We start from the raw sequence: 21,917 nt of genomic DNA on the forward strand, positions 1-21,917 counted from the left end.
GGTCAGTCGTCGACGTCGGCGGTCGGGGACCCGTCGTCGTCCTTCGAGTTCGCATCGTCGTTCCCCGCGTCCCCGCCGGTCGCCGCCGTCAGTCCGCGACCGACGAGGAAGCCGACGAGCGCGAGCACGACCGTGCCGGCGACCGCGAGCGCGAGGGGCTCCATCACCGCGAGGAGGGTCGCGAGCGCGTCACCGGTCGCGCCGGGGATCGGCGCGTCACCGCCCACGTCGACCGCGATCCCGCCGCCGGCGACGAGGCGGATCCGGGGGCCGACGAGTTCGAGGAGGACCGCCGCAACCGGTCCGTACGCGAGGAGGGCGCTCGGGAGGAGTCCGCCGCCGACCCGTGCGAAGCCCGCGACGCCGACCGCGGCGACGACCGCGCAGGCGGCCGCGACCGCGACCGGGTCCGTCCCAACCGATCCGGCCGACCGAACGGCGACGAGCGTGAGCGCGAACCCGGTCACGCTCCAGACGGCGGCGCGCTCGAATCCCACCTCGCCGAGGAGGGTCCGCGCGAGTCGCGTCATTCGGGTCGCGTCGCGCCCCGGCCCTCCCGGTCGGGAGTGATGTTTCCGTGCTCGTCGATCTCGCCGGCGACGATGCGCGTCGAGGAGATCCGCTCGCCGTCGTCGGCGGGAACGTGGTCGACGACGACGATCTCCAGCGGGTCGTGGCCGCGGGACTCGCGGATCTCGTTGATCCGTTTCCCTCCCTCCTTCGTCTCGGGCGAGACGATCAGCGCGTCGAACTGTGGCTCGACGGCGATCCCCGTCGGCTCCTCGAGCTTCCTGACCGCGAACTCGCGTCCGTGCTCCGCCGCGAGGGGTTCGAGTTCGGCCTCCAGGTCGCGTTTCCGCCCCTCGTAGGGACGGACGTACCGCTCGACGTGTCGGGTCTTCGGGGCGAGCTCGTCGGAGGTCAAGCCGACGGTCACGTCACCCAGCTCGAACGCCCGTTCGAACAGCTTCCGGTGGCCGTCGTGGACGGGGTCGAACGTGCCGCCGAGCGCGACGTTCATGTCCGTGAGTTGCGCGGGCGGAACTTAAATCATCCCGAACCGACCGCGGGGGCGTCGATCGGTTCGGTCGCGGTCGCTCCGGTCACCGTCCGTCGTCGTCGGCCTCGTCGTCGCTCCGATCGCCCTCGTCGTCACCCTGGTCGCTCCCGTCGTCGCTCCGATCGCCCTCGTCGGTCGCTTCCTCCGCGTCCTCCTCCGCTCCGGCCACGGAGATCTGAACCGGCTCGTCGTCCCCCTCGGCCGACTTCCCGCCCAGCCGCCGGTCGAGGTTGAAGACGGCGTTGAGCTCGGCCTGGACGTCGCCGACGACCCCCCGGACCAGCTCGCTCGGCGCGATCGCCTCGTACTCGTAGGGGTTGTTCCCCGCGCCGTCGGACTCGCGTTTCCCACGCGAGACGGTTCCCTCGTCGTGGAGCTCCGCGAGCGCCTCTCGGACGGTGCTCGGGTAGAGGCCGGTCCCGTCGGCGACCTCGTCGCTGGTGCTCTCCGGGTTCTCCCGGAGGTAGACGTATATCCGTGCCCGCGTCTCGGTGTCGAGCAGCCACGCGAGCAGGTCCACGACGTTGTCGTCGAAGCCCTTGACGGCCTTGTCGGCACCCTCGCCGAGTCGCTCGCGCGTCCTTCGGAGCTCCTCTTTGGTCCGTTCCGTCGGCGATCCGTCGTCGTTACCGACGATGTCGTCGTCGATGATATCGTCGCCGATGGTGTCGTCCCCGTGTTCGGCGTCGTCGTCCGTAGTCATGCCCGAAACCTCGCTCCGCGCGCTGAAAAGGGTTTCTCGTCGCTTTCGTTCCGACGGAACTCAGGCGTCGTCCAACACGAGGTCCGCACGGAGCGCGTCGGGACCGCCCTCCTCGCGGATCCGCCGTTGGTGCTCCGTGCCGCTCTCGTCCGCGTAGACGTCCCGGATCCCGTCGATCCCCAGTCGGTCGCACTCCTCCGCGACGACCTCGCCGAGCGAGACCGTCCCGTCGCCGTCGCGCGTGACGAACGACGCGTCGTGGCCGTGTCGGATCGCGCGCCACTTGTTCTCGTCCAGTAGCTCGCGTCGAAGGGCGGGTTCTGATCCGGGTTCCCCGTCGTCGTACCGCTCCGCGAGGTCGACGACGAGCGCGTGGACGAACTCGACGAACGCCAGCGTCCGCTCGGGGTCGCGCTGGGCGTCCGGCGCGCGCACCTCGACGGTGCCGTGGCCGGTGTGCGGGCGCACGTCGAACCAGAGCTCGCCGCGGTCCTCGATCGACCCCTGTTCGACCATCCGACGCTCGAACCGGTCGAACGCCTCGAAGTCCGCGAACGCCGAGGGGATCCCCGTGTTCGGGAGGTTCTCGAATATCTTCGCACGCGCCGACGCCAGCCCCGTGTCGTAGCCGTTCCAGAACGGGGAGTTCGCCGACAGCGCGAGGATCACCGGACAGTACCAGCGGAGACGGTTCGCGATCCACACCGCCTTGTCCGCGTCGTCGACGCCGACGTGGACGTGGAGGCCCGCCGTCGTGTTCCGGTGTTGAGGATACCGGATCCGGTCGAGCTGTGAGCGGTACCGTGGCTTCTCGGCGTGGTCCAGCTCGCGCCACCGCGCGGCCGGATGTAGTCCCGCGGCCGCGATCCGGTAGCCGTCGGCGGCGGCGTGATCGACGAGCGCGTCCCGAACCGATCGGAGCGCCTCCTCCGCTCGGTCCGGGTCCTCGATGAGCGGCGTCTGTGCCTCGATCGTACACTTGAACAGCTCGTGGTCGAACCCGTCGGGGACCGCCGCGGGCGGATCGCGGCCGTACACGAGGTCGTCGGTTCCGGAGGTCGGACGACCGTCGGCGTCCACGATGAAGAACTCCTCCTCGATGCCGAGCGTCCCCGTTCGGGTGAACGCGTCCCGCGAACCGAGTTCCATTACGAGGCGATTAGCCCGTGCGTTATTATAAGGATTGGATGGGGGAAATCACTTCGTGACGGGAGCATGATGCTTCGAAAACGTCCCGACTGCGGCGGTATCGACGCCATCCGAGGAAACGGAAGTCACGAGAAGGAGGCGATCCGCCGGAAAACGAGTCGGCCCGAGGGTTCGGTGTACGCGCGTCCCCGGCTCAGCCGAGGAGGTAGCGGGCGGCGGGGAACCGCTCGATGAGGGGCATCCCGCCGACCTCGATCCGCTCGATGTAGGCGTCGAGGCCGAGGATCCGGCCCGCGCCGAAGGCGGCGACCGTGAGGAACACGGCCGCGTAGATGAGCGTCGAGTCGAACAGCGCGAGGAACTCGCCCGCCCAGCCGCCGAGGTAGAACATCGTCATCTGGATGGCCCCGCCGAGGGCGGCCAGCCGGACGAACGCTCCGGCGATGAGCGCCACGCCGATGAGCACCTGCGTGACCGGAACGACGACGTTGACGATCTCCATGAGCGCCGGCATCGACGCCATCGCGGCGTAGAGGCCGCTGACCGGGCTCGCGGGGTCGACGTTCGCGAGGTATCCGGCCGCGTCGAACGGCCACTCGCTCACCTTCCCGAGGCCCGCGAACAGGATCATCCCGCCGATGAGCGCCCGGAGCAGGACGATGAACAGCGCCGACAGCGAGTGCGCCTTCCCCAGCAGCGTTATCCCGCCGAACTCCCCGCCGAACTCGTTGGTGGTTTTGGTGGACATAGTGTCTCTCTCCAGTTACGGATACGCCGGGTGAACACATAAGGGGGGAAGGGCGTTCCACGTTGCGGGGAAGGGGATCGCCGTCTCCCCCGATCGACGGGGTCTTTATAAATATCCGGGGCCGCGGGCGGGTTCCGCTTCCGATCGGTCTACCACTCCTCGCCGCTCCCGAGGTCGACGTCGGCGTCGGGTTTCGCGGAGGGACAGACGTCCGCGAGCACGCAGTCGGCACAGTCCGGGTTGATCGCGGTACACGTCGCGCGCCCGTGGTCGATCATGAGGTGAGTGAACTGCTGCCAGTCCGTCTCCGGAACGATCCCGAGGAGGTCCTCCTCGATCGCCTCGGGCCGCTCCTCCTCCGTGATCCCCAGCCGCCTCGTGAGCCGCTGGACGTGCGTGTCGACGACGATCCCCTCGACGACGTCGTGGCCGTGCTGGAGGACGACGTTCGCCGTCTTTCTCCCCACGCCCGCGAGGTCGGTGAGTTCGGACATGGTGTCGGGGACCTCGCCGTCGTGTTCCTCCGCGATGTCCGCACACGCCGAGCGGATGTACTTCGCCTTGTTGTTGTAGTAGGTGATCGAGTTTATCGCCTCGGCCAGCTCCTCCTGCGGCGCGTTCGCGTATTCTTCGGGCGTCTCATAGGTCTCGAACAGCTCCGCACAGACCGAGTTGACGCGCTCGTCGGTACACTGCGCGGAGAGGATCACGGCGATCAGAAGCTCCAGCCGGTTCGAGTAGTCGAGCGAGATGGTGGAGTCGGGGTACTCCTCGTAGAGCCTCTCGAGGACCTCCTCGACCTGTGCCTCCCGCGTTTCGAGCGGCGTTCCCATACGCGTCACACTCGCCGGCCGGCATAAAGCGATCCGGAAGCGGCGGCGGAGCGACAGTTTCAGGTTCCGTCCCGGCCACGAGCCGACGTGTCACGCTCCCGCGATCGGACCCGACGACACCCGGCGTACCTCCGGCGGCCCGAGGAGTTCTACACCCTCTGGATCGCCGCCACGTCGACCTACGGCGTCGGCGACATCGTCTCGACGATCGCCTTCCTCGCGTACGTCCCCGCGGTCGAGGAGGCGAATCCGATCGTCGCCTTCGCGCTCGACTCCTTCGGGCTCGCCGGTCTCGTGGGGCTCAAGATCGTGGTGTACCTCGTCATGCTGTGGATCAGCGTCCTCGGCGCCCGCGAGGGCGACGGGCTCCTGTACTACTTCCCGCCCGTCCTTCTGACCGCCGTCGGGCTCTATCTCACGGGATCGAACGTCCGGCTGATGTGGATCGCGACGTGAGCGACGGACGCCACGAGATCCTCGGCAGATGACATGTTCGGAACGGATTCCGCTCGGTACAGGGTGTACACATATCGCAACGAGTGAAAAACTATCCAGAACCCATCATAAAGTCGGTGAAACACGCAGAGCGTGTGTTCAGCGCGCGGAGGAATCTGCTGTCCGGTGGTTCGGATGGAACGGGTGGGTGGTTCGTCGATGAACTGCGGGTGTCGGTCGCTACACGAGTTGACGGGTTGTGGATTCGAGTCCCTGTTGAGTCAGCTCCCAGTCCAAATATGTGCGTAGGCTCTCGTCAAGCGGTCGATGTTCAATTTCAAGGTCACGTTCGGCTTTTGAATTATCGACGAGAACCCGCCCGGACGCAAAGAACCGGAGTAGTTCGCTTTCGAGCCCCTCTGGAGGTTTCGTGAACTGCTCAGCGATCAGCATTCCGTAGCCAAGTATCGTGAACAGGGCGCTCGGAACTGCGCGTGGGCGAGAAATACCCGTGAACTCTTCAACCATATCAAACACCTCTACGATATTCCGTGGCTCGTTTGCGATGATGTACTCCTCGCCCGGTTCACCGTGTTCCATTGCAGACGTGATGTTTGCGGCGGTATCTTCGACGTAATCCCACGGAAGGACGAACTCGTTCGGTATCATGGGGAGATCACCGTTGAGATGGCCCGTGAACCCGGTTCGAGGCGTGCCGTCGTAATCCCGATCACCCGGCCCGAATACGGCTCCAAGGGTGGTGATTACCAGCGGGAGGCCGTCGTCGATCATCGGTTCGGCAACCTCGTAGTGGGCCTGCCACTTCGTTCGTTGATAGACCGAGGGGAAGTCGTTTGGAGCACGATAGGATTCATCAACGTACTCACTTCCCGTGTCTCCATAGACGCCGACCGTACTCACGTAGACGCCCTTCGGGATATCAAGGTCGTCCATCAGTTCCAAGACGTTTCGCGTACCATCGACATTGATTCGCTCGGCCGTTTTGCTGTTCCAAGGGCCGGGGCCGATCTGAAACCAAGCGGCGAGATGAAAAATCCCATCGACGCCCTCTATCTCCGCTCGCATGCTCGCTTTCTCGGTGATGTCTCCCTCAATGACGGACACCGATTCAGGCAGGTGCGTGGCATTCGATCGGTCACGCGTCAGGGCTGTCACCTGGTGTCCGTCGGCAGCGAGCCGCTCGACCAGATGCGTCCCGATGAAGCCCGTGGCTCCCGTAACGAAGTACTCCATATGTGTGGTACAATAACATACAACATAATCTTATTCATTGAGAGGATACTGGCGCAGTCGGGAGTCCGATCTCAATGCTGAATACACGCATTCTATCTTGTATACCAATACAGATATTATTCTCATCTAGTAGTTTCCTCACGGAACAGTTCGCACTCATCAGCGACCGGCCGTTTCGGACGAGAACATGTCCGAAGAAGAGGATTTCAAGGGCGCCGAGCGACGGGAACGACGTGAACGAAGGAAGGACCGGGTCTACGCCGACAGCTCCTCGACGACCTCGCTCACCCGGTCGACCGCGTCGTCGACGTCGTCCGCGTCGATCCCGAGGTTCGTCGTGAACCGCGTCGTGTACGTGTCGAACTCGCCGCAGCCGACGCCGGCGTCGGTACAGGCCCCGACGAAGTCGCTCGCCTCGATACCGGCCGCCTCGGTGTCGGCGACGACGATGTTCGTGTCGGGCTCCGGAACCGAGACGCCGGAGAGCGAATCGAGGCCGGCGGCGAGGGCGGCGGCGTTCGCGTGGTCCTCCGCGAGACGCTCGACGTTCTCCAGCGCGAGCAGGCCGGGCGCGGCGATCATCCCGGCCTGTCGCATCCCGCCGCCGAACAGCTTGCGGACCCGCCGTGCCTCGTCGATGAATGTCTCGTCGCCGGCGAGGATCGACCCAACGGGCGCGCCGAGCCCCTTCGAGAGACAGAAGGTGACGCTGTCGATCTCCTCGAGCAACGAGGGCGCGGGCGTGTCGAGCGCGACGCTCGCGTTGAACACGCGCGCGCCGTCGAGGTGGACCGGGACGCCCGCGTCGCTCGCGGCGGCCGCGGCCGCGTCGAGCCGCGCCTTCGGCACGGCGACTCCCCCGCGATAGTTGTGGGTGTTCTCGAGCGTCAGGAGGCCGGTCCCCGGTCGGTGGAGGTCCTCCTCGATTATCTCCCGCTCGACCTCCTCCGGAGTCGGGACGCACCGCTCGCCGGCGTCGATCGTCCGGGTCTGGAGCCCCGAGAGCGCCGACGCGCCCGCGAGCTCCCAGCGGTAGACGTGCGACTCCCGCTCGAGGAGGACCTCCTGGCCGGGCTCGGTGTGGACGTTGATCGCGATCTGGTTGGCCATGGTCCCGCTCGGGGTGTAGAGGGCGGCCTCCATGCCGACGGCCTCGGCCGCGCGGCGCTCCAGTTCGTTGACCGTCGGGTCGTCGCGGTACACGTCGTCGCCGACCTCCGCGTCCCGAGCCGCGTCCCGCATCGCTTCCGAGGGCTTCGTGACGGTGTCGGACCGCATGTCGATGAACTCGTCCGTGGACATCCTTGTGCCGCCGTTTCGCGGCCGGCGTCAAATAGCTCGCGCTCTCGGAAGCCCGGAATCGACGTTCCGCGAGCGCGTCCTTCTTAACGCGCCCGACCGTTTCACGCGACATGGCAACGGAAGCCGCATCCGACGACGGGTCCGACGCGCCGGACGCGTACGACGCCCTCCTCGAACGAGCGAAACGCTGGAACGCGGTCGGCAGCGCCGCCGGCGTGCTCGGCTGGGACCAGCAGGTGATGATGCCCGAGGGCGGCACCCCCGCCCGCTCGAAACAGCTCTCCGCGCTCTCGTCGGTCCGCCACGACATGCTGACCGACGACGAGACCGCCGACCTCCTCGCGGAGCTCTCGGACGCCGACCTGACCGACGAGCGGTCCGCGGTCGTCCGCGAGGTCCGTCGGGAGCACGAGCGCGCCGACGCGGTCCCCGTCGAACTCGTCGAGGAGATCTCCGAGGCGAGCTCGGAGGCGCTCGCGGCCTGGGAGGAGGCGAGAGCCGAGGACGATTTCGAGGCGTTCGCGCCGCACCTGGAGCGGCAGGTCGAACTCAAACGCGAGTACGCCGAACACGTCGATCCCGACCGCGACCCCTACGAGGTCCTCTTCGAGGAGTATGAGCCATGCCTCTCCATCGAGCGCGCCGAGTCCGTTCTCGACGAGCTCCGGGAGGCACTCGTCCCGATGATCGACGAGATCCGCGAGTCCGACCGCGACCTCGCCGTCGACACCTTCGAGGGGAGTTTCCCCGAGGACGAACAGGAGGCGCTCGCGCGGGAGGCGCTCGAACTCGTCGGCTACGACTTCGACCGCGGCCGGCTCGACGTCTCCTCGCACCCGTTCACCGCCGGCAACCAGTTCGACTGTCGGGTGACCACGCGGTTCGACGAGTCCGACCCGCTCGGCGCGATCGGCTCGACGATCCACGAGTTCGGCCACGCCCAGTACAACCTCGGGCTCCCCCAGGAGCACTGGGGGACGCCCCTCGGCGAGTCGCGTGACCTCTCGGTCCACGAGTCGCAGTCGCGGCTCTGGGAGAACCACGTCGGCCGGAGCCGGGCGTTCTGGGAGCTGTTCCTCCCGACGTTCAAAGAGCGGTTCCCGGGGACCGCCGACGCGACCGTCGAGGACGCCTACGAGGCCGCGAACCAGGTGTACGAGGACAACCTCGTCCGCGTCGAGGCCGACGAGCTCACCTACCACCTCCACATCGTCGTCCGGTTCGAGATCGAACGCGACCTTGTCCGCGGCGACCTCGCGGTCGAGGACGTGCCCGAGGTCTGGAACGACAAGTACGAGGAGTACCTCGGGATCCGCCCCGACACGGACGCCGAGGGGTGTCTCCAGGACATCCACTGGAGCCACGGCAACTTCGGCTACTTCCCGACGTACTCGCTCGGCTCCGTCATGGCCGCCCAGCTGTACGCGGCCGCCGAGAGCGAGATCGACGACCTCGAGGGGTCGATCGCCGACGGCGACTTCGACCCGCTCCGCGAGTGGCTCGGCGAGAACGTCCACCGACACGGCTCACGCTACGAGACGAACGAACTGGTGAAGCGGGCGACCGGCGGGGACTTCTCCGCGGACGCGTTCCTCGAGTACGTCGAGGGCAAGTACGGCGAGCTGTACGACCTCTAGTCGGAGCCGTCGCGGCTCCGAATGAGCGTTCGCGGCCGACTCAGACCTCCCGAGCGACCCGCTCGCCCACGTCGAGCCCGTTCGCGAGCGCGGCGTGGAGCCGTCCCTCGCCGGCGACCCAGTCGCCGAGGACGTACAGCCCCTCGCTCGCGGCCGCGTCGACGGCCCCCTGATCCGCTTCCCCCTCGGGGATCGCGTAGCGCCACCCCTGGTGGTCCGTCCAGTCGGGGTCGAGAAGCCGGTCGTCGCCCACGATCTCGGCGGCGTGGCCGGCCAGTTCGGCGACGTTGTCGGCGGGGTCGGCGTCGTAGCGCTCGGCGGACCACTCGCCGCCCGCCTGGACGACGAGCAGGGACTCGCCGTCGGGGACGTGGCCCGCCTTACACTCCTCGCGGGAGACCCAGCCGACCTCGTGTTCCTTGTCCGTGTTCACGAGCCCGTAGTACGGCCGGTCGAGCGGGAACGAGTAGTGGAGGACCGCGGTCCAGACCGTGCGATAGGGCACGTCGGCGGCGGCCTCCCGGAGCGCCTCGCGGGCCGGCGACTCCCACTCGGCGTCGGCGAGGAGCTCGGCGGTCTGGGGGGCCGGCGGGTTCACGAGGAGCACGTCGAAGGGTCCCCACTCCTCGCCGTCGGTGTCGACGAGGGTCCAGGCGGCGTCGCGGTCGTCGTTCCCGTCGCCTCCTCGCCCGTCGCCCGAGTCGCCCCCCTCCCGCCGGATCGTCTCGATCCGGGTCCGCCGGTGGACCGTCGCGTCGGTTCCCCCGAAGAGCCGCTTCGCGATCTGGGTGAGTCCCATGCGGTAGCTCCACTTGTGTCCGTCGGCGTCGCGGCCGGGCGACACCTCGCCGGACTCCTCGAAGGTGTAGACCGGCTCGGTCGCGTCGACCATCCCCTCGTCGTCGAGCGTCCCGGTCACGAGTTCGACGACGCGCTCGTCGTCGGACTTGAGGTAGTTCGCGCCGTAGTCGTACACGAGGTCCCGGTCGTCGTTCCGGCGGGTCGCGGCCCGGCCGCAGAGCCCGCCCGACTTCTCGAGAACGGTCACCTCCGCGTCCGGAACGGCGGTGTCGAGGACGTGCGTCGCCGCCGCCGCGGCCGCGCCCGCGCCGACGATGCCGATCGTGGTCATCGATGTGTACACGATGCGGCCGCGGAGGGATAACCGTTGCCGGGGGCGGAACGGTTGCCGGGCTCAGAACGCGATCTCGAACCGTGCGCCCCCCTCCTCGCTCCCGATCACCGAGACGTCCCAGCCGTGCCCCTCCGCGATCCGCGCCACGATCGAGAGGCCGTAGCCCGTTCCGTCCTCGCTCGTCGAGTAGCCGTACTCGAACACCTCCATTCGGACGTCCTCGGGGATCCCGGGACCGTCGTCTGAGACGTATAGCGCTCCTCCCTCGGCCGTTCTGCCGACCCGGACCGTCACGTCGCTGCCGCCGTGGTCGGCCGCGTTTCGAAAGAGGTTCTCGAGGAGTTCTCGGAACCGGCTCGCGTCGGCCTCGACCGTCCCGAGGGTCGAGTCGATCACCAGCGTGGCCGCGCCCGTCTCCACGTTCCGCCACGACTCGCGGACGACCTCCTCGACGTCGACGGGTTCGGTCTCGCCGATCGACCGGCCCTCCTTGGAGAGCGCGAGCACGTCGTCGACGAGGTCGTCGATCCGCGAGAGCGACTCCGCGATGCTCTCGAGTTCGGGGAGGTCGTGTTCCTCCCGGGCGATGTCGGCGTACCCGATCGCGACCGAGAGCGGGTTGCGGATGTCGTGTGCGAGGATGTCCGCGAACTCGTCGAGCCGGTCCTTCTGGTCGCGGAGCCGTTCCTCCTGTCGTTTCCGTTCGGTGATGTCGCGGATGATCCCCGTGAAGTACTGCTCGCCGTCGTACTCGTGTTCCCGGAGGCTGATGAGCGTGGGGACCTCGTGGCCCTCCTTGTGTTCGGCGGGCAGTTCGATCCCGTTCCAGTCGATGTTCCGATCGCCCGTCTCGACGTACGACGCGAGCGCGGCCATGTGAACCGGCTGGAGTCGCTCCGGGATGACCTTCATCTTCGAGCTGCCGATCAGCTCGTCGGGCGCGTATCCGAGGATGTCCTCGACCGCCGGGTTGGCGTAGACGATCTCGCTTTCGGCGTCGATCGTCAACATCCCCTCCGAGGCGTTCTCGACGAGCGTCCGGTAGAAGTCGTCGGATTCGATGGGCGGAGGGGAGGCGTCCATTCGTCTTCTGGGAGTTCCTGGGACCCCCGACAATTAACCTTTGATATCGGTCGCCCCGGCGGATCGGCGCGGGTTCACTTCTCGATGATGCTCTCCTCGACGGCCTCGCCGAAGTGACGCGCGACGTCCTCGTAGTAGACGAGCGCCTCGTCGCCGACCTCGAGGTCGGTGATCGCCTTGCGCCCCTCGCTCGTGGCGACCTTCACGGTCTCGGCGTTCTGGATGAGCGTCTCGATCCGGTCGATCCCGTCGTCGGTCTCGAGTTCCGCCTGCACCCGGAACATGGGGCGCTTCTCGATCTTCACGCGGCCGACGATCGCCTCGCGGGTGTGCCCCTGGGTGTCGACGACTTGGACCTCGTCGCCGCTCGACAGCTCCGCGAGGTAGTTCGTGCCGCCCTCGGGGTTCCGCACGTAGGCGTGGACCGCGCCCGCGTTCACGCGAAACGGACGCGACTCGACGTACGGCGACTCCGCGGTCTCCGCGTGGACGAAGAAGAGGCCGCGGGACATCGACCCGACCAACATCCCCTCGGCGTCGTCCATCAGCGAGCCGGTGTCGATACAGACCCGGTCGGCCATCCCGGTCTGTTCCACCGCGGTCACCTCGGCGTATCGGAGGTCGAGCGTCTCGCGGTCGGCCGCGTCCCGGGCCTCGACCGCCCCGCGGATCTCGTCGGGGGAGTCGGCGTCCAACAGGACGCCGTCCGCGCCGATCTCCAGCGTCTCGAAGGCGGTCCGGGCCTCCGCCGCGGTGGTCGCGCCCGCGATAAGGTGGGTCTCCTCGCCGACGCGGGCGATCAGGTTCTCGAGGGGAATGATCGACCAGTCCTCGCCGACGATCACCGTGAAGTCGGCCGCCTCGGCCGCCTCCTCGGCGAACGCCTCGTACTCCGTGCCGAGCACGCGGACGTACGCGCCCTGCGCGCGGTCGTCGCGCCGCCGGAGGGTCGTGAGGTCGGCCGACCCCGAGAAGTCCTCGGGGAGGTCGATGGTGCCGTCGCCCTCGCCGCCCTTCCCGACGAAGTAGGCGTCCGCCTCCGCGTTCTCGTCGTCGCCGTCGACGACGTCGGCGTCCGCGAGGAACGCCGCGACGTTCACGTCGCCGAGTTCCCTGACGCGCGCGACGTCCGTCTCGTCGACGAGTACCCAGTCCGCGCCCGCCTCGATGGCGGCCGTGATCCGTCGCTTCCGCGTCTCCCAGTCGCCGACCGCGCCGTCGGCTTTGACCCAGACCGTGCGTGTCATTACCGGAACCTCACGGGGGCGGTGCTTGAAAACTGCGGAAGGGACATGCGGGTAGTGATGTCGACGCCGCGATCGATATCGCTCGCGCCCGGACGCTCAGGCCTCGAGGAACCCGCCGGCGTCGAGCGCCGTCTCCACGTCGGCGTCGTCGTGGACGACCGCGGACACCGCGCTCGCGATCCCCTGCGGGTCGTCGTGCTGGAAGATCGACCGACCCATCGAGACGCCCGCCGCGCCGCCGTCCATCGCGCCGCGGACCATCTCGACGGTCTCGCGGTCCGTCCCCTTCGACCCGCCGGCGATGACGACCGGAAGCCGGGTCGACTCCGTGACCCGCCCGAAGGTGTCGCCGTCGCCGGAGTAGCCGGTCTTCACCACGTCCGCGCCGAGCTCCTCGGCGAGCCGGACCGCGTGCCCGAGCGACTCGGGGTCCGTGCTGTCGACGCCCGGTCCGCGCGCGTACGCCATCGCGAGCACGGGAAGCCCGAGCCGCGAGGCGTCCTCCGAGAGCTCCGCCAGCTCCTCGATCTGATCGGGCTCGTAGTCCGACCCGACGTTGATGTGGAAGGAGACCGCGTCCGCGCCGGCGCGGACGGCCGCCTCCGCGCTGGCGGTGACGCGTTTGTCCTGTTCGTCCGGGCCGATCGTCGTCGAGGCGTTGGCGTGGACGATGTAGCCCGCGCCGTTCTTGTTGTCGTGGACGCGCGGGGCGATCCCCCGCTGGGTGAGCACCGCGTCCGCGCCGCCGCTCGTGACGCCGTCTATCGTCGACTCGATGTCGACGAGTCCCTTTACCGCGCCCATCGTGATCCCGTGGTCCATCGGGACGATGAGGTATCGATCGTTCGTGGAGATCCGGTCGAGTCGTGCTGAGAGTCCTGCTGTCATTGTGGATCGGTCTTATGTGACCCTGTGTCAAAGGGAGGTAAGTCGGTTTCGTTCCGGGACGTATTGGCTCCCATTCCCGCCGGGGAGCGGCGCGGTTCCGTGGCACGGAGCGGTGCGACTCGACAGCCCCGATTCGCACCACGACGACGCGGATCAGCGCGACTCCGCCGCCCCGGTCCGCGCCGCGTACCCGCGTTCGGCGCCCTCCTTCAGCTCCCGCGAGAGCGACTCGAGCCGGTCGGCGACCGCGTCGGTCGACAGGTCGTTCTCGACGCCGTCGGCGACGATGTCGACGAGCGCCGACCCGACGATGATCCCGTCGGCCCCGCCCGCGACGATGCGCTCGGCGTGCTCGCCCGTCGAGATCCCGAACCCGACGGCCTTCGGCACGTCGTACTCCCGGAGCCGGTCGAGGCTCTCGGTCGTGCTGTCGGCCACGTCGCTCTTCGCGCCGGTCGTTCCCAGCCGGGCCTGGACGTAGACGTATCCCGAGACCCGGCTCATAATGCGCTCGAGCCGGTCACCCGTCGTCGTCGGCGCGACGATGAACACCAGGTCCAGCCCGAACTCGTCGCAGGCCTCCCGCAACGGGTCGGCCTCCTCGGCGGGGAGGTCGGGGACGACGAACCCCTCCAAGCCCACCTCGGCGGCCTTCTCGACGAAGGCGCGGGGGCCGTCGCTACCTCCGAACTGGTAGATCAGGTTGTAGTACGTCATACACACGAGCGGCGCGTCCACGTCGAGCTCCTCGACGAACTCGAAGAAGCGGTCGGGCGTCATCCCGGCCTCGAGCGAGCGCACGACCGCCCCCTGGATCGTCGGCCCCTCGGCGATCGGCTCGGAGAAGGGCAGGCCCAGTTCGATGACGTCCGCGCCGCCGCGGTCGAGCGCCTCGACGTACGCGAGCGAGGCGTCGTAGTCGGGGTCGCCGACCGCGAGGTACGGGATGTAGGCGGGCCCGCCCGCGAAGGCGTCGGCGATGGCCTCGCTGTTGCCGGTCGCCGCCGTTCGTTCGGACATTCAGATCCCCCCCGTGAACATCGACATGTCCGGCGCGCCCGCGACGTCGCGGCCGTCGGTCTCCTCGATCACGGACTCGAGGTCCTTGTCGCCGCGGCCGGAGACGGTCACTATCACCCGCTCGCCGAGGTCCCCGGCGTGCTCCTCGAGGTAGCCGAACGCGTGGGCGGTCTCCAGCGCCGGGATGATCCCCTCGGTGTTCGAGAGGCGGTGGAAGCCCTCGAGGGCGGCGTCGTCGTCGACCGCGACCGGCGTGACCCGGCCCTCGTCGACGAGGTAGGCGAGTTCGGGGCCGACGCCGGCGTAATCGAGCCCGGAGGAGACCGAGTGGCTCTCCATGATCTGGCCGTCGGAGTCCTGGAGCAGCTTGGTGCGCGCGCCGTGGAGCACCCCCTCCTCGCCGGCGTAGAGCGACGCGGAGTTGGGCGCGACGCCCGCCTCCTCGTCGACCTCGAGGGTGGATCCGCCCGCCTCGATCGCGTGGAGCGCGACCGACTCGTCGTCGACGAACCCCGCGAACGACCCCATCGTGTTGGAGCCGCCGCCCGCGCAGGCGACCACGTCGGTCGGCAACTCGCCCGTCTTCTCGATCGCCTGTTCACGGGCCTCCTCGGAGATGACCGCCTGGAAGTCCCGGACCATCACCGGGAACGGGTGCGGCCCCACCACCGACCCGATCACGTAGTGGGTGTTCTCGACGGTGGTCGCCCAGTCGCGCATCGTCTCCGAGATGGCCTCCTTCAGCGTCCCGCGGCCGGCGGTCACGGGGTTCACCTCCGCACCGTTGAGCTTCATCCGGAAGACGTTGGGGCGCTGGCGGTTGATGTCGCGCTCGCCCATGTAGATCTCACAGGGCATGTCGAGGTGCGCGGCCGCCATCGCGGTCGCGGTGCCGTGTTGGCCCGCGCCCGTCTCCGCGACGATGCGCTCCTTCCCCATGTACTTCGCCAACAGCACCTGGCCGAGGGCGTTGTTCAGCTTGTGTGCGCCGCCGTGAAGCAAGTCCTCGCGTTTGAGGTAGACCTCGCGGTCGTAGCGCTCGGAGAGCCGCTCCGCGCGCTGGAGCGGCGTCGGTCGGCCGCCGAAGTCGGCCAGTCGCTCGCGGAACTCGTCCATGAACCCGTCCTCGTTGTCGAGGACGTAGCGCTCGTAGGCGTCGGTCAGCTCCTCGATCGCGGGCATCAGCGCCTCGGGGACGTACTGGCCGCCGTAGCGGCCGAACTTCCCGTTCTCGCGGCCGCGCTCGCGACCCGGCCGCCGCGAGGGTTTCGATGCGTCGTTCGTCGTGGATCCCGTCTCGCTCATATACGTGTCTCCGGGGCGTCGTCGGTGGAGTGAGTGTCGGTTTCCGCCCGGGTCAGCGCCCGCGTGTTCGCCTCGACGTCGCCGTCCATGATCGCGCTGCCGACGAGCAGCGCGTCCGCGCCGGCCGCCCGCATCCGGCGGGCGTCCGCGGGCGTCGCGATCCCGCTCTCGGCGATCAGCGTCGCGTCGTCGGGAACCGCCGGCGCGACCGACTCGAAGGTCCCGAGGTCGACCTCCAGTTCGGCGAGGTCGCGGTTGTTCACGCCGATCAGCGTCGCGCCCGCGTCGACGGCGGCGGCGAGCTCCTCGCGGTCGTGGACCTCGACGAGGACCTGGAACTCCCGGTCGCGGGCGGCTGCGAGCAACTCGGGGAGATCGTCGCCGACGAACCGCGCGATGAGCAGGACGACGTCGCTCTCGACGGCGTCGAGCTGGGACGCTCCCACGATGAAGTCCTTGCGGAGGACCGGCACGTCGACGGCCTCGCGCACGCGCTCGAGCGTTTCCGTGCTCCCGCCGAAGTGTTCCGGTTCGGTGAGCACGCTCAGCGCGGCCGCGCCGCCCGCGACCATCGACTCGGCCAGTTCGACCGGGTCGTCCTCGCGGGTCCCTTCCGTGGTCGGACTGGTGGGTTTGACCTCCGCGATCACGGGAACGCGGCCGTCGGCCTCCGCACGCTCGAAGGCGGCGCGGAGGTCGCGCGGATCGACGGATGAGCGGTCTGAAGCCGCCGTCTCGTCCGTTTCTCGCCCGCCCGTCCCCGCTCGATCGCGGGCCGCGGCCAGGATCGACCGTACCGCCGGATCCAGTTCCGCTGTGTCGTCCATTACTGTACACTAATGAACGTATCTGTACATAAGACTTGCGGGGGGTGGAGCCATCGGCGGGGAGCGAGTCCGCGATCGGACCGGTCCCTCGGTCGGTTTATCCGTCACGGAGACGCATCGGACCGTATGGCCACGAGCGGTACTTCGGGAGTCTTCGCGCGCGAGTACGACGCGATCGGCCGGGCGGTCGAGGTCGGCTTCGCCGGCGGGCGGGCGATCGCCGTGTCGTTTCCGGGGACGGTTCCGGACGACGCGTCGAGCGACCACGACCTGCTCGACCGGATCGGCGACGCCCTCGACGGCGAGCCGGAGTCGTTCGACGACGTCGAGGTCGGGCTCACCGTGCCCACCGACCAACGGCGCGTCCTCGAGGCACTTCGCGAGCTACCCGTCGGCGAGTCCGCGTCCGTGAGCCGTCTCACGCGGCTGGTCGGGCTCGACGACGACGACGCGGAAGACCTCGAACTGGTGACGCGGGCCCTGCGCGAGAACCCGCTCCCGGTGATCCTCCCGGACCACCGCGTCGAGGGCGGTCCGTACGCGACCCCCGGCGACGTTCGGAGCGTCCTCCGGAGCACCGAAGGGATCTGAGCCGCACCACGGGGGTCACGCGGTTCGGAGCGACCGGCCTATCGACGCCCGACGACCGAGTTCGCGTCCTCGCCCTCGGTGACCGTGTCCGCGCTCTCCACGCGCCAGGCGTTCCCCCGGCGACCGGTCCGCCGTAACTCGAGGCGGACGGGATCGCCCCGTTCGACCTCGTCGAGCACTCGCGCGAGTTCGTCGCCGCCGCACTCGACCACGTGAAACGTCCTGTTCCGGGAGGGCTCCAGGACGGTCATCGCGTCGTGGTCGTTCCTCGCCCTGACGACGACGTACTCGCCGCTCCGTTTCATCACGTGGTAACACACGAAGAATCCGGCAATAAATGTTAGGGACGAAAGCACAATCAGTACACGATCGTCCGTCGGGATCCCGGTTTCCCCCGGACGGCGACGGGCCATCGCCTGCCGGTCGGACAAAGTATACCTTCCTCCGGTCTGGAGTACCCGTATGGACGACGCCGGGGCCGACGGCCGGCACGCGGGGGGCGCGTCCGGCGGCGAGGAGTCGATCGATCCGCCGGAGGAGTTCCGCGAGTCGGCCGCCGTCGCCGATCCGGACGTGTACGACTCGTTCGCGGCCGACGGGCCCGACGCGTGGCGGGCGGCCGCCGACTTACTCGAGTGGGACCGCTACCCCGAGACGGTGCTCGACGACGACGACCCGCCCTTCTACGAGTGGTTCCCGGACGGGCGACTCAACGCCGCGGCCAACTGCCTCGACCGACACCTCGCGGACCGGCGCAACCAGCTCGCGATCCGCTGGTTCGGAAAACGCGGCGAGCGCCGGTCGTACACGTACGCGGACCTCCACCGCGAGGTGAACGCGGCCGCGGCGGGGCTCCGGGAGCTGGGCGTCGGCGAGGACGACGTGGTCACGATCTACCTCCCGATGATCCCGGAGTTGCCGATCACGATGCTGGCGTGTGCGCGGATCGGCGCGCCCCACAACGTCGTCTTCGCCGGGCTGTCGGCGGAGGCGCTCGCGACCCGGATCGACGCGGCCGACTCGGCGTACCTCGTCACGTGTGACGGCTACTACCGCCGGGAGGACGCGTTCAACCAGAAGTCGCGCGCGGACAACGCCCGCCTCAAGGCCGACGCCGACCTCGAGGCGACGGTCGTCGTCGACCGCCTCGGCGACGCCCTCGAGACCCCCCTCGGCGCGGACGAGCACGACTACGGGACGCTGGTGGACGCACACGACGGCGAGCGCGTCGACCCCGTCGCGCGCGACGCGACCGACCTGCTGTTCGTGATGTACACCTCGGGGACCACCGGCCGGCCGAAGGGCGTCGAACACGCCACGGGGGGGTACCTCGCGCACGTCGCGTGGACGACCCGGAACGTCCTCGACGTGCGCCCCGACGACACCTACTGGTGTGCCGCCGACATCGGCTGGATCACCGGCCACTCCTACGGGGTGTACGGGCCGCTCGCGACCGGGACGACGACGGTGCTCTACGAGGGGTCGCCCGACTACCCCGACCGCGACCGCGTGTGGGACCTGATCGAGCGCAACGCGGTCAGCGTCTTCTACACCTCCCCGACCGCGATCCGCTCGTTCATGAAGTGGGGCGCGGAGTACCCCGCCGCCCACGACCTCTCGTCGATCCGCCTCCTGGGGACCGTCGGCGAGTCGATCACGCCGAAGGCGTGGCGGTGGTACCGCGAGCACGTCGGCGGCGGAGACGCGCCCGTCGTCGACACCTGGTGGCAGACGGAGACGGGGGCGATAACCCTCGCGACGCTGCCGGGCGTCACCCCGATGAAGCCGGGGAAGGTCGGGCCGCCGCTGCCCGGGATCGACGCGCGCGTCGTCGACCGCGACGGCGACCCGATCGAGCCGGGCGAGACCGGGTATCTGACGATCGCGTCGCCGTGGCCCGGCATGCTCCGCGGGCTTCGCGAGGGCGAGGAGCGATACCTCCGGGAGTACTGGATCGAGGGCGAGGACGGGTGGCGGTACCGCACCGGCGACGGCGCGACCGTCGACGAGGACGGCTACGTGACGATCCTGGGCCGCGTCGACGACGTGATCAACGTCCGGGCTCACCGATTCAACACCGCCGAACTGGAGTCGGCCATCGTCGCCGTGGAGGGCGTCACCGAGGCCGCCGTGGTCGGCGACGGGGACGGCGGCGTCGTCGCGTACGTGACGACCCGCAGCGACGTGGAGCCCGACGCCGCCCTCCGGGAGTCGATCACCGCGGAGGTCGCCGGCGTCGTCGCCGAGGTCGCCCGCCCCGACCGGATCGTCTTCACCCCCGAACTGCCGAAGACCCGGTCCGGGAAGATCATGCGACGGCTGCTGGAGGACATCGCCCGCGGCGAGGAGTTCGGCGACGTGAGCGCGCTGCGAAACCCCGAGGTCGTCGGCGAGATCGAGTCCACCGTCCGCGAGGAGTGAGTTTCGGATCCAAGCGCGAGTACGAAACGCGACCGACATACATTCGGGAGGGAGACGACGAGAGACCGGTCGGTTCTCCATGACAGTAGCGCGAACCGCTCGTCCTCGATGATTCACCGAAAAAAACATGTTTCGTCTCCCTCAACGAATACGAAACGATGGCCGACTCGATCCCCGCCGAGGCGTACGACGCGCTCGTGACGGCGGCGGAGACGTATCGCGCCGCGGTCGTCGTCCGCCTCGCGGGCGAGGCCGGCCTCCGAACCGCCGAGGTCACGCGCGTCCGTCCGTGTGACCTCCGGGAGTCGTCGGCCGCGCCGGGGACGTTCCTCCTCGCGGTGCCGGCGGACGCGGAATCCGCGGGAACGGGAGAGTCCGTCCCGATCGACCGCGAGACGGTCGTTCCCTCGTCGCTGGCCGCGTCGCTCCGACGCTACGCCGAGAGCGAGGGGCTCGCGCTCGAGGACCGGTTCGTCGACGTCTCACCCCGCCGCGTCCAGATGCTGGTGCGCGAGACCGCGGCCCGCGCGAGGGACCGGGCGAACGCGGCCGTCCCGCCGTCGGTGACGCCGCGGGACCTCCGGCGGACCTTCGCCCGCCGGCTCCTCGTCGACCGCGGCGTCGACCCGCACGTCGTCCGGGAGGCCGGCGGCTGGGAGACGATGGACGCGCTGGATTCGCATCTCGACCCGCTCGACGGGGAGGACGTCGCCGCGGCCGTCGCCGGCGGAGACGGCGGAGCCGGAACGTCCCCTCACGCCGACGAACACACCGACCCCTCCACCGACCGCGACGACCCCTCTACCGACCGCGACGACGACGCCGATGAACCGAAGCCCTCGCTCGTGCGCGCGTTCGAGGCGGTGGCGGGGATTCCCGACCGGGAGGCCCTGTTCGAGACCGTCGTCGACCGGGTGACCGAGACCGACCGATGGCAGGAGGCGCGGATCTGCCGCGGAGCGTCCACGGAGGAACCGGAGCCGGTCGGCGAGGGGTCGACGGCCCCCGGCGAAGGATCGGAGGCGCTCGGCGACGACGACCGGTGGATATCGGTTTCGATCGATCACGGAGAGACGACCTACGGGGCACTGTGGCTCCTCCCGGAGGACACGCCGGTGCGCCCGGCGGAGCGTCGCGAGGTCGAGGCGCTCGGCCGGTGTCTCGGTTGGGCGGTCACGGCGGGGCGCTGGCGGGACCTCCTCCACTCCGACGCGGTCGCGGAGGTCGAGTTCCACACCGCGGCGGAGACCGCGTTCCTCGCGTCGGCGAGCGCCGCGCTCGACTGCCGGCTCGAGCTCGAGTCGACGGTCGCGGTCTCGGGGTCGGTCTCCCGATGGTACCTCTCCGTGACCGGCGCGGGCCCGCAGGCGGTCGCGGACGCGGTCGACGACGCCGACGGCGTCTCCGAGCTGCGCGTGATCGAGACGCGCGAGGACGGCTGTGCGGTGTCGCTCCGGGCGACCGGCGGGTCGATCGTCCGCGCGCTGACGGGACACGGGGCGAGCGTCAGGGAGGCGGTCGCCGAGGACGGCCGGGTGCGGGTCGTCGCCGACCTGCCGGACGGGACGGACGTCCGGCCGATCGCCGACGACCTCCGGGAGGCGTTCCCCGACGCCCGGCTCGTGAGCAAGGAGTCCGTCGCCCGCTCGCCCCGGACAGAGTCGGCGCTGCGCGAGGGCGTCGCGGACCGGCTCACCGATCGGCAGTGGGCGACGCTGTCCGCGGCGTACCACAGCGGCTACTTCGACTGGCCGCGCGGCAGCACGGCCGAGGAGGTCGCGGACGCGATGGACGTCTCCTCGCCGACGTTCCACAACCACCTCCGGAAGGCGGAGCGAGCCCTGCTCGAGACCCTGTTCGAGGAACGCGACGCGCGGCGTTCGGCGGACGGGAGGAGTCCGTCGACCCAGGGGGTCTCGGCGGACGAGGGGGAACGGAACGGGACGGCGCCGTCGGCGTCCGCGACGCGGAGAGATCGGTCGTAGCGACTCCCCAACCCCGGCCGTAGCGACTCCCCAACCCCGGCCGTAGCGACTCCCTAACCCCGGCCGTAGCGACTCCCCAACCCCGGCCGTAGCGACTCCCTAACCCCGACCGTAGCGACGCCCGTTTCCGACGGAATCGTTCATGGTTTTTCCTATTTAGCGTGGTTGTTTATGTAGGGGTGTTCGGTGTATACGATCGTACCCATGACGGAGGAAGACGGACAACTGGAAGCGCGACTACAGGAACAGGAGGTGTTCGAGCCGTCCGACTCGTTCGTATCGGGGGCCAACGTG

Annotated in this window: 21 protein-coding genes; 5 read left to right on the top strand and 16 right to left on the bottom strand. The window is 69.1% G+C overall.

The features are described 5' to 3' along the window. Positions 1-2 precede the first annotated feature (2 nt). The 6 genes from F3H10_RS01840 to nth form a co-directional block, all read right to left on the bottom strand. The gene (locus F3H10_RS01840; protein ID WP_188127842.1) at positions 3-530 is read right to left on the bottom strand and encodes a hypothetical protein; all 528 of its coding nucleotides are present in this window, start codon (positions 528-530) and stop codon (positions 3-5) included. Continuing rightward, complete coding sequence (locus tag F3H10_RS01845) at positions 527-1,021, bottom strand: phosphopantetheine adenylyltransferase (protein WP_149783150.1); 495 nt, start codon at positions 1,019-1,021, stop codon at positions 527-529. The genes F3H10_RS01840 and F3H10_RS01845 overlap by 4 nt, the downstream gene beginning before the upstream one ends. Positions 1,022-1,103: 82 nt before the next feature. Then, positions 1,104-1,763, bottom strand: coding sequence for a winged helix-turn-helix domain-containing protein (locus tag F3H10_RS01850; protein ID WP_149783151.1), 660 nt, complete (start codon positions 1,761-1,763; stop codon positions 1,104-1,106). Positions 1,764-1,823: 60 nt separating this feature from the next. Then, on the bottom strand, positions 1,824-2,912 hold the full coding sequence (locus F3H10_RS01855) for a glutamate--cysteine ligase (RefSeq protein WP_149783152.1): 1,089 nt from the start codon (positions 2,910-2,912) through the stop codon (positions 1,824-1,826). Positions 2,913-3,105: 193 nt separating this feature from the next. Then, a complete protein-coding gene (locus tag F3H10_RS01860) occupies positions 3,106-3,660 on the bottom strand; it encodes a DoxX family protein (RefSeq protein ID WP_149783153.1) in 555 nt (184 codons plus the stop codon). A gap of 149 nt (positions 3,661-3,809) precedes the next feature. Then, entirely contained in the window at positions 3,810-4,493 is a 684-nt protein-coding gene (gene nth, locus F3H10_RS01865) for an endonuclease III (protein ID WP_149783154.1), read from the bottom strand. An 87-nt stretch (positions 4,494-4,580) separates the two neighbouring features. Here nth and F3H10_RS01870 point away from each other — a divergent pair, with 87 nt between their 5' ends. Then, complete coding sequence (locus tag F3H10_RS01870; protein WP_149783155.1) at positions 4,581-4,949, top strand: hypothetical protein; 369 nt, start codon at positions 4,581-4,583, stop codon at positions 4,947-4,949. A gap of 219 nt (positions 4,950-5,168) precedes the next feature. Here the strand turns inward: F3H10_RS01870 and F3H10_RS01875 are convergent, their stop codons facing one another. Together F3H10_RS01875 and F3H10_RS01880 are read right to left on the bottom strand one after the other, a co-directional pair. Next, positions 5,169-6,182 (bottom strand): NAD-dependent epimerase/dehydratase family protein, encoded by a 1,014-nt coding sequence (locus tag F3H10_RS01875; protein ID WP_149783156.1) that lies wholly within the window; start codon positions 6,180-6,182, stop codon positions 5,169-5,171. 255 nt (positions 6,183-6,437) lie between these two features. Beyond that, entirely contained in the window at positions 6,438-7,484 is a 1,047-nt protein-coding gene (locus F3H10_RS01880; protein WP_149783157.1) for a threonine aldolase family protein, read from the bottom strand. Between the two features lie 110 nt (positions 7,485-7,594). On the opposite strand from F3H10_RS01880, the gene F3H10_RS01885 reads away from it, so the two are divergent. Next, positions 7,595-9,121: a carboxypeptidase M32 gene (locus F3H10_RS01885; protein ID WP_149783158.1), complete on the top strand. Its 1,527-nt coding sequence runs from the start codon at positions 7,595-7,597 to the stop codon at positions 9,119-9,121. 40 nt (positions 9,122-9,161) lie between these two features. Here F3H10_RS01885 and F3H10_RS01890 read toward each other — a convergent pair whose 3' ends face one another. The 7 genes from F3H10_RS01890 to trpC form a co-directional block, all read right to left on the bottom strand. Next, complete coding sequence (locus tag F3H10_RS01890; protein ID WP_149783159.1) at positions 9,162-10,253, bottom strand: NAD(P)/FAD-dependent oxidoreductase; 1,092 nt, start codon at positions 10,251-10,253, stop codon at positions 9,162-9,164. 63 nt (positions 10,254-10,316) lie between these two features. Continuing rightward, a complete protein-coding gene (locus F3H10_RS01895; protein ID WP_149783160.1) occupies positions 10,317-11,339 on the bottom strand; it encodes a two-component system sensor histidine kinase NtrB in 1,023 nt (340 codons plus the stop codon). Between the two features lie 74 nt (positions 11,340-11,413). Continuing rightward, a complete protein-coding gene (locus tag F3H10_RS01900) occupies positions 11,414-12,586 on the bottom strand; it encodes a 3-dehydroquinate synthase II (RefSeq protein ID WP_149783161.1) in 1,173 nt (390 codons plus the stop codon). A 96-nt stretch (positions 12,587-12,682) separates the two neighbouring features. Continuing rightward, entirely contained in the window at positions 12,683-13,474 is a 792-nt protein-coding gene (locus F3H10_RS01905; protein WP_149783162.1) for a 2-amino-3,7-dideoxy-D-threo-hept-6-ulosonate synthase, read from the bottom strand. 153 nt (positions 13,475-13,627) lie between these two features. Beyond that, a complete protein-coding gene (trpA, locus tag F3H10_RS01910) occupies positions 13,628-14,494 on the bottom strand; it encodes a tryptophan synthase subunit alpha (protein WP_149783163.1) in 867 nt (288 codons plus the stop codon). Next, entirely contained in the window at positions 14,495-15,799 is a 1,305-nt protein-coding gene (gene trpB / locus F3H10_RS01915; RefSeq protein ID WP_149783164.1) for a tryptophan synthase subunit beta, read from the bottom strand. It abuts the gene before it with no gap. Beyond that, positions 15,796-16,626 (bottom strand): indole-3-glycerol phosphate synthase, encoded by an 831-nt coding sequence (gene trpC / locus F3H10_RS01920; RefSeq protein ID WP_149783165.1) that lies wholly within the window; start codon positions 16,624-16,626, stop codon positions 15,796-15,798. Before trpC ends, trpB begins: the two co-directional genes overlap by 4 nt. Before the next feature lie 126 nt (positions 16,627-16,752). Between trpC and F3H10_RS01925 the strand changes: the two genes are divergently transcribed. Next, on the top strand, positions 16,753-17,217 hold the full coding sequence (locus F3H10_RS01925; RefSeq protein ID WP_149783166.1) for an MGMT family protein: 465 nt from the start codon (positions 16,753-16,755) through the stop codon (positions 17,215-17,217). Between the two features lie 38 nt (positions 17,218-17,255). Here F3H10_RS01925 and F3H10_RS01930 read toward each other — a convergent pair whose 3' ends face one another. After that, the gene (locus tag F3H10_RS01930; protein WP_149783167.1) at positions 17,256-17,522 is read right to left on the bottom strand and encodes a hypothetical protein; all 267 of its coding nucleotides are present in this window, start codon (positions 17,520-17,522) and stop codon (positions 17,256-17,258) included. A 157-nt stretch (positions 17,523-17,679) separates the two neighbouring features. Here F3H10_RS01930 and acs point away from each other — a divergent pair, with 157 nt between their 5' ends. After that, a complete protein-coding gene (gene acs / locus F3H10_RS01935) occupies positions 17,680-19,638 on the top strand; it encodes an acetate--CoA ligase (protein WP_149783168.1) in 1,959 nt (652 codons plus the stop codon). Between the two features lie 158 nt (positions 19,639-19,796). Then, positions 19,797-21,623 (top strand): bacterio-opsin activator domain-containing protein, encoded by a 1,827-nt coding sequence (locus tag F3H10_RS01940; RefSeq protein WP_149783169.1) that lies wholly within the window; start codon positions 19,797-19,799, stop codon positions 21,621-21,623. Positions 21,624-21,917: the final 294 nt, after the last annotated feature.

It is taken from the genome of Halorubrum aquaticum, from assembly GCF_900113615.1.
Lineage (GTDB): Archaea > Halobacteriota > Halobacteria > Halobacteriales > Haloferacaceae > Halorubrum > Halorubrum aquaticum.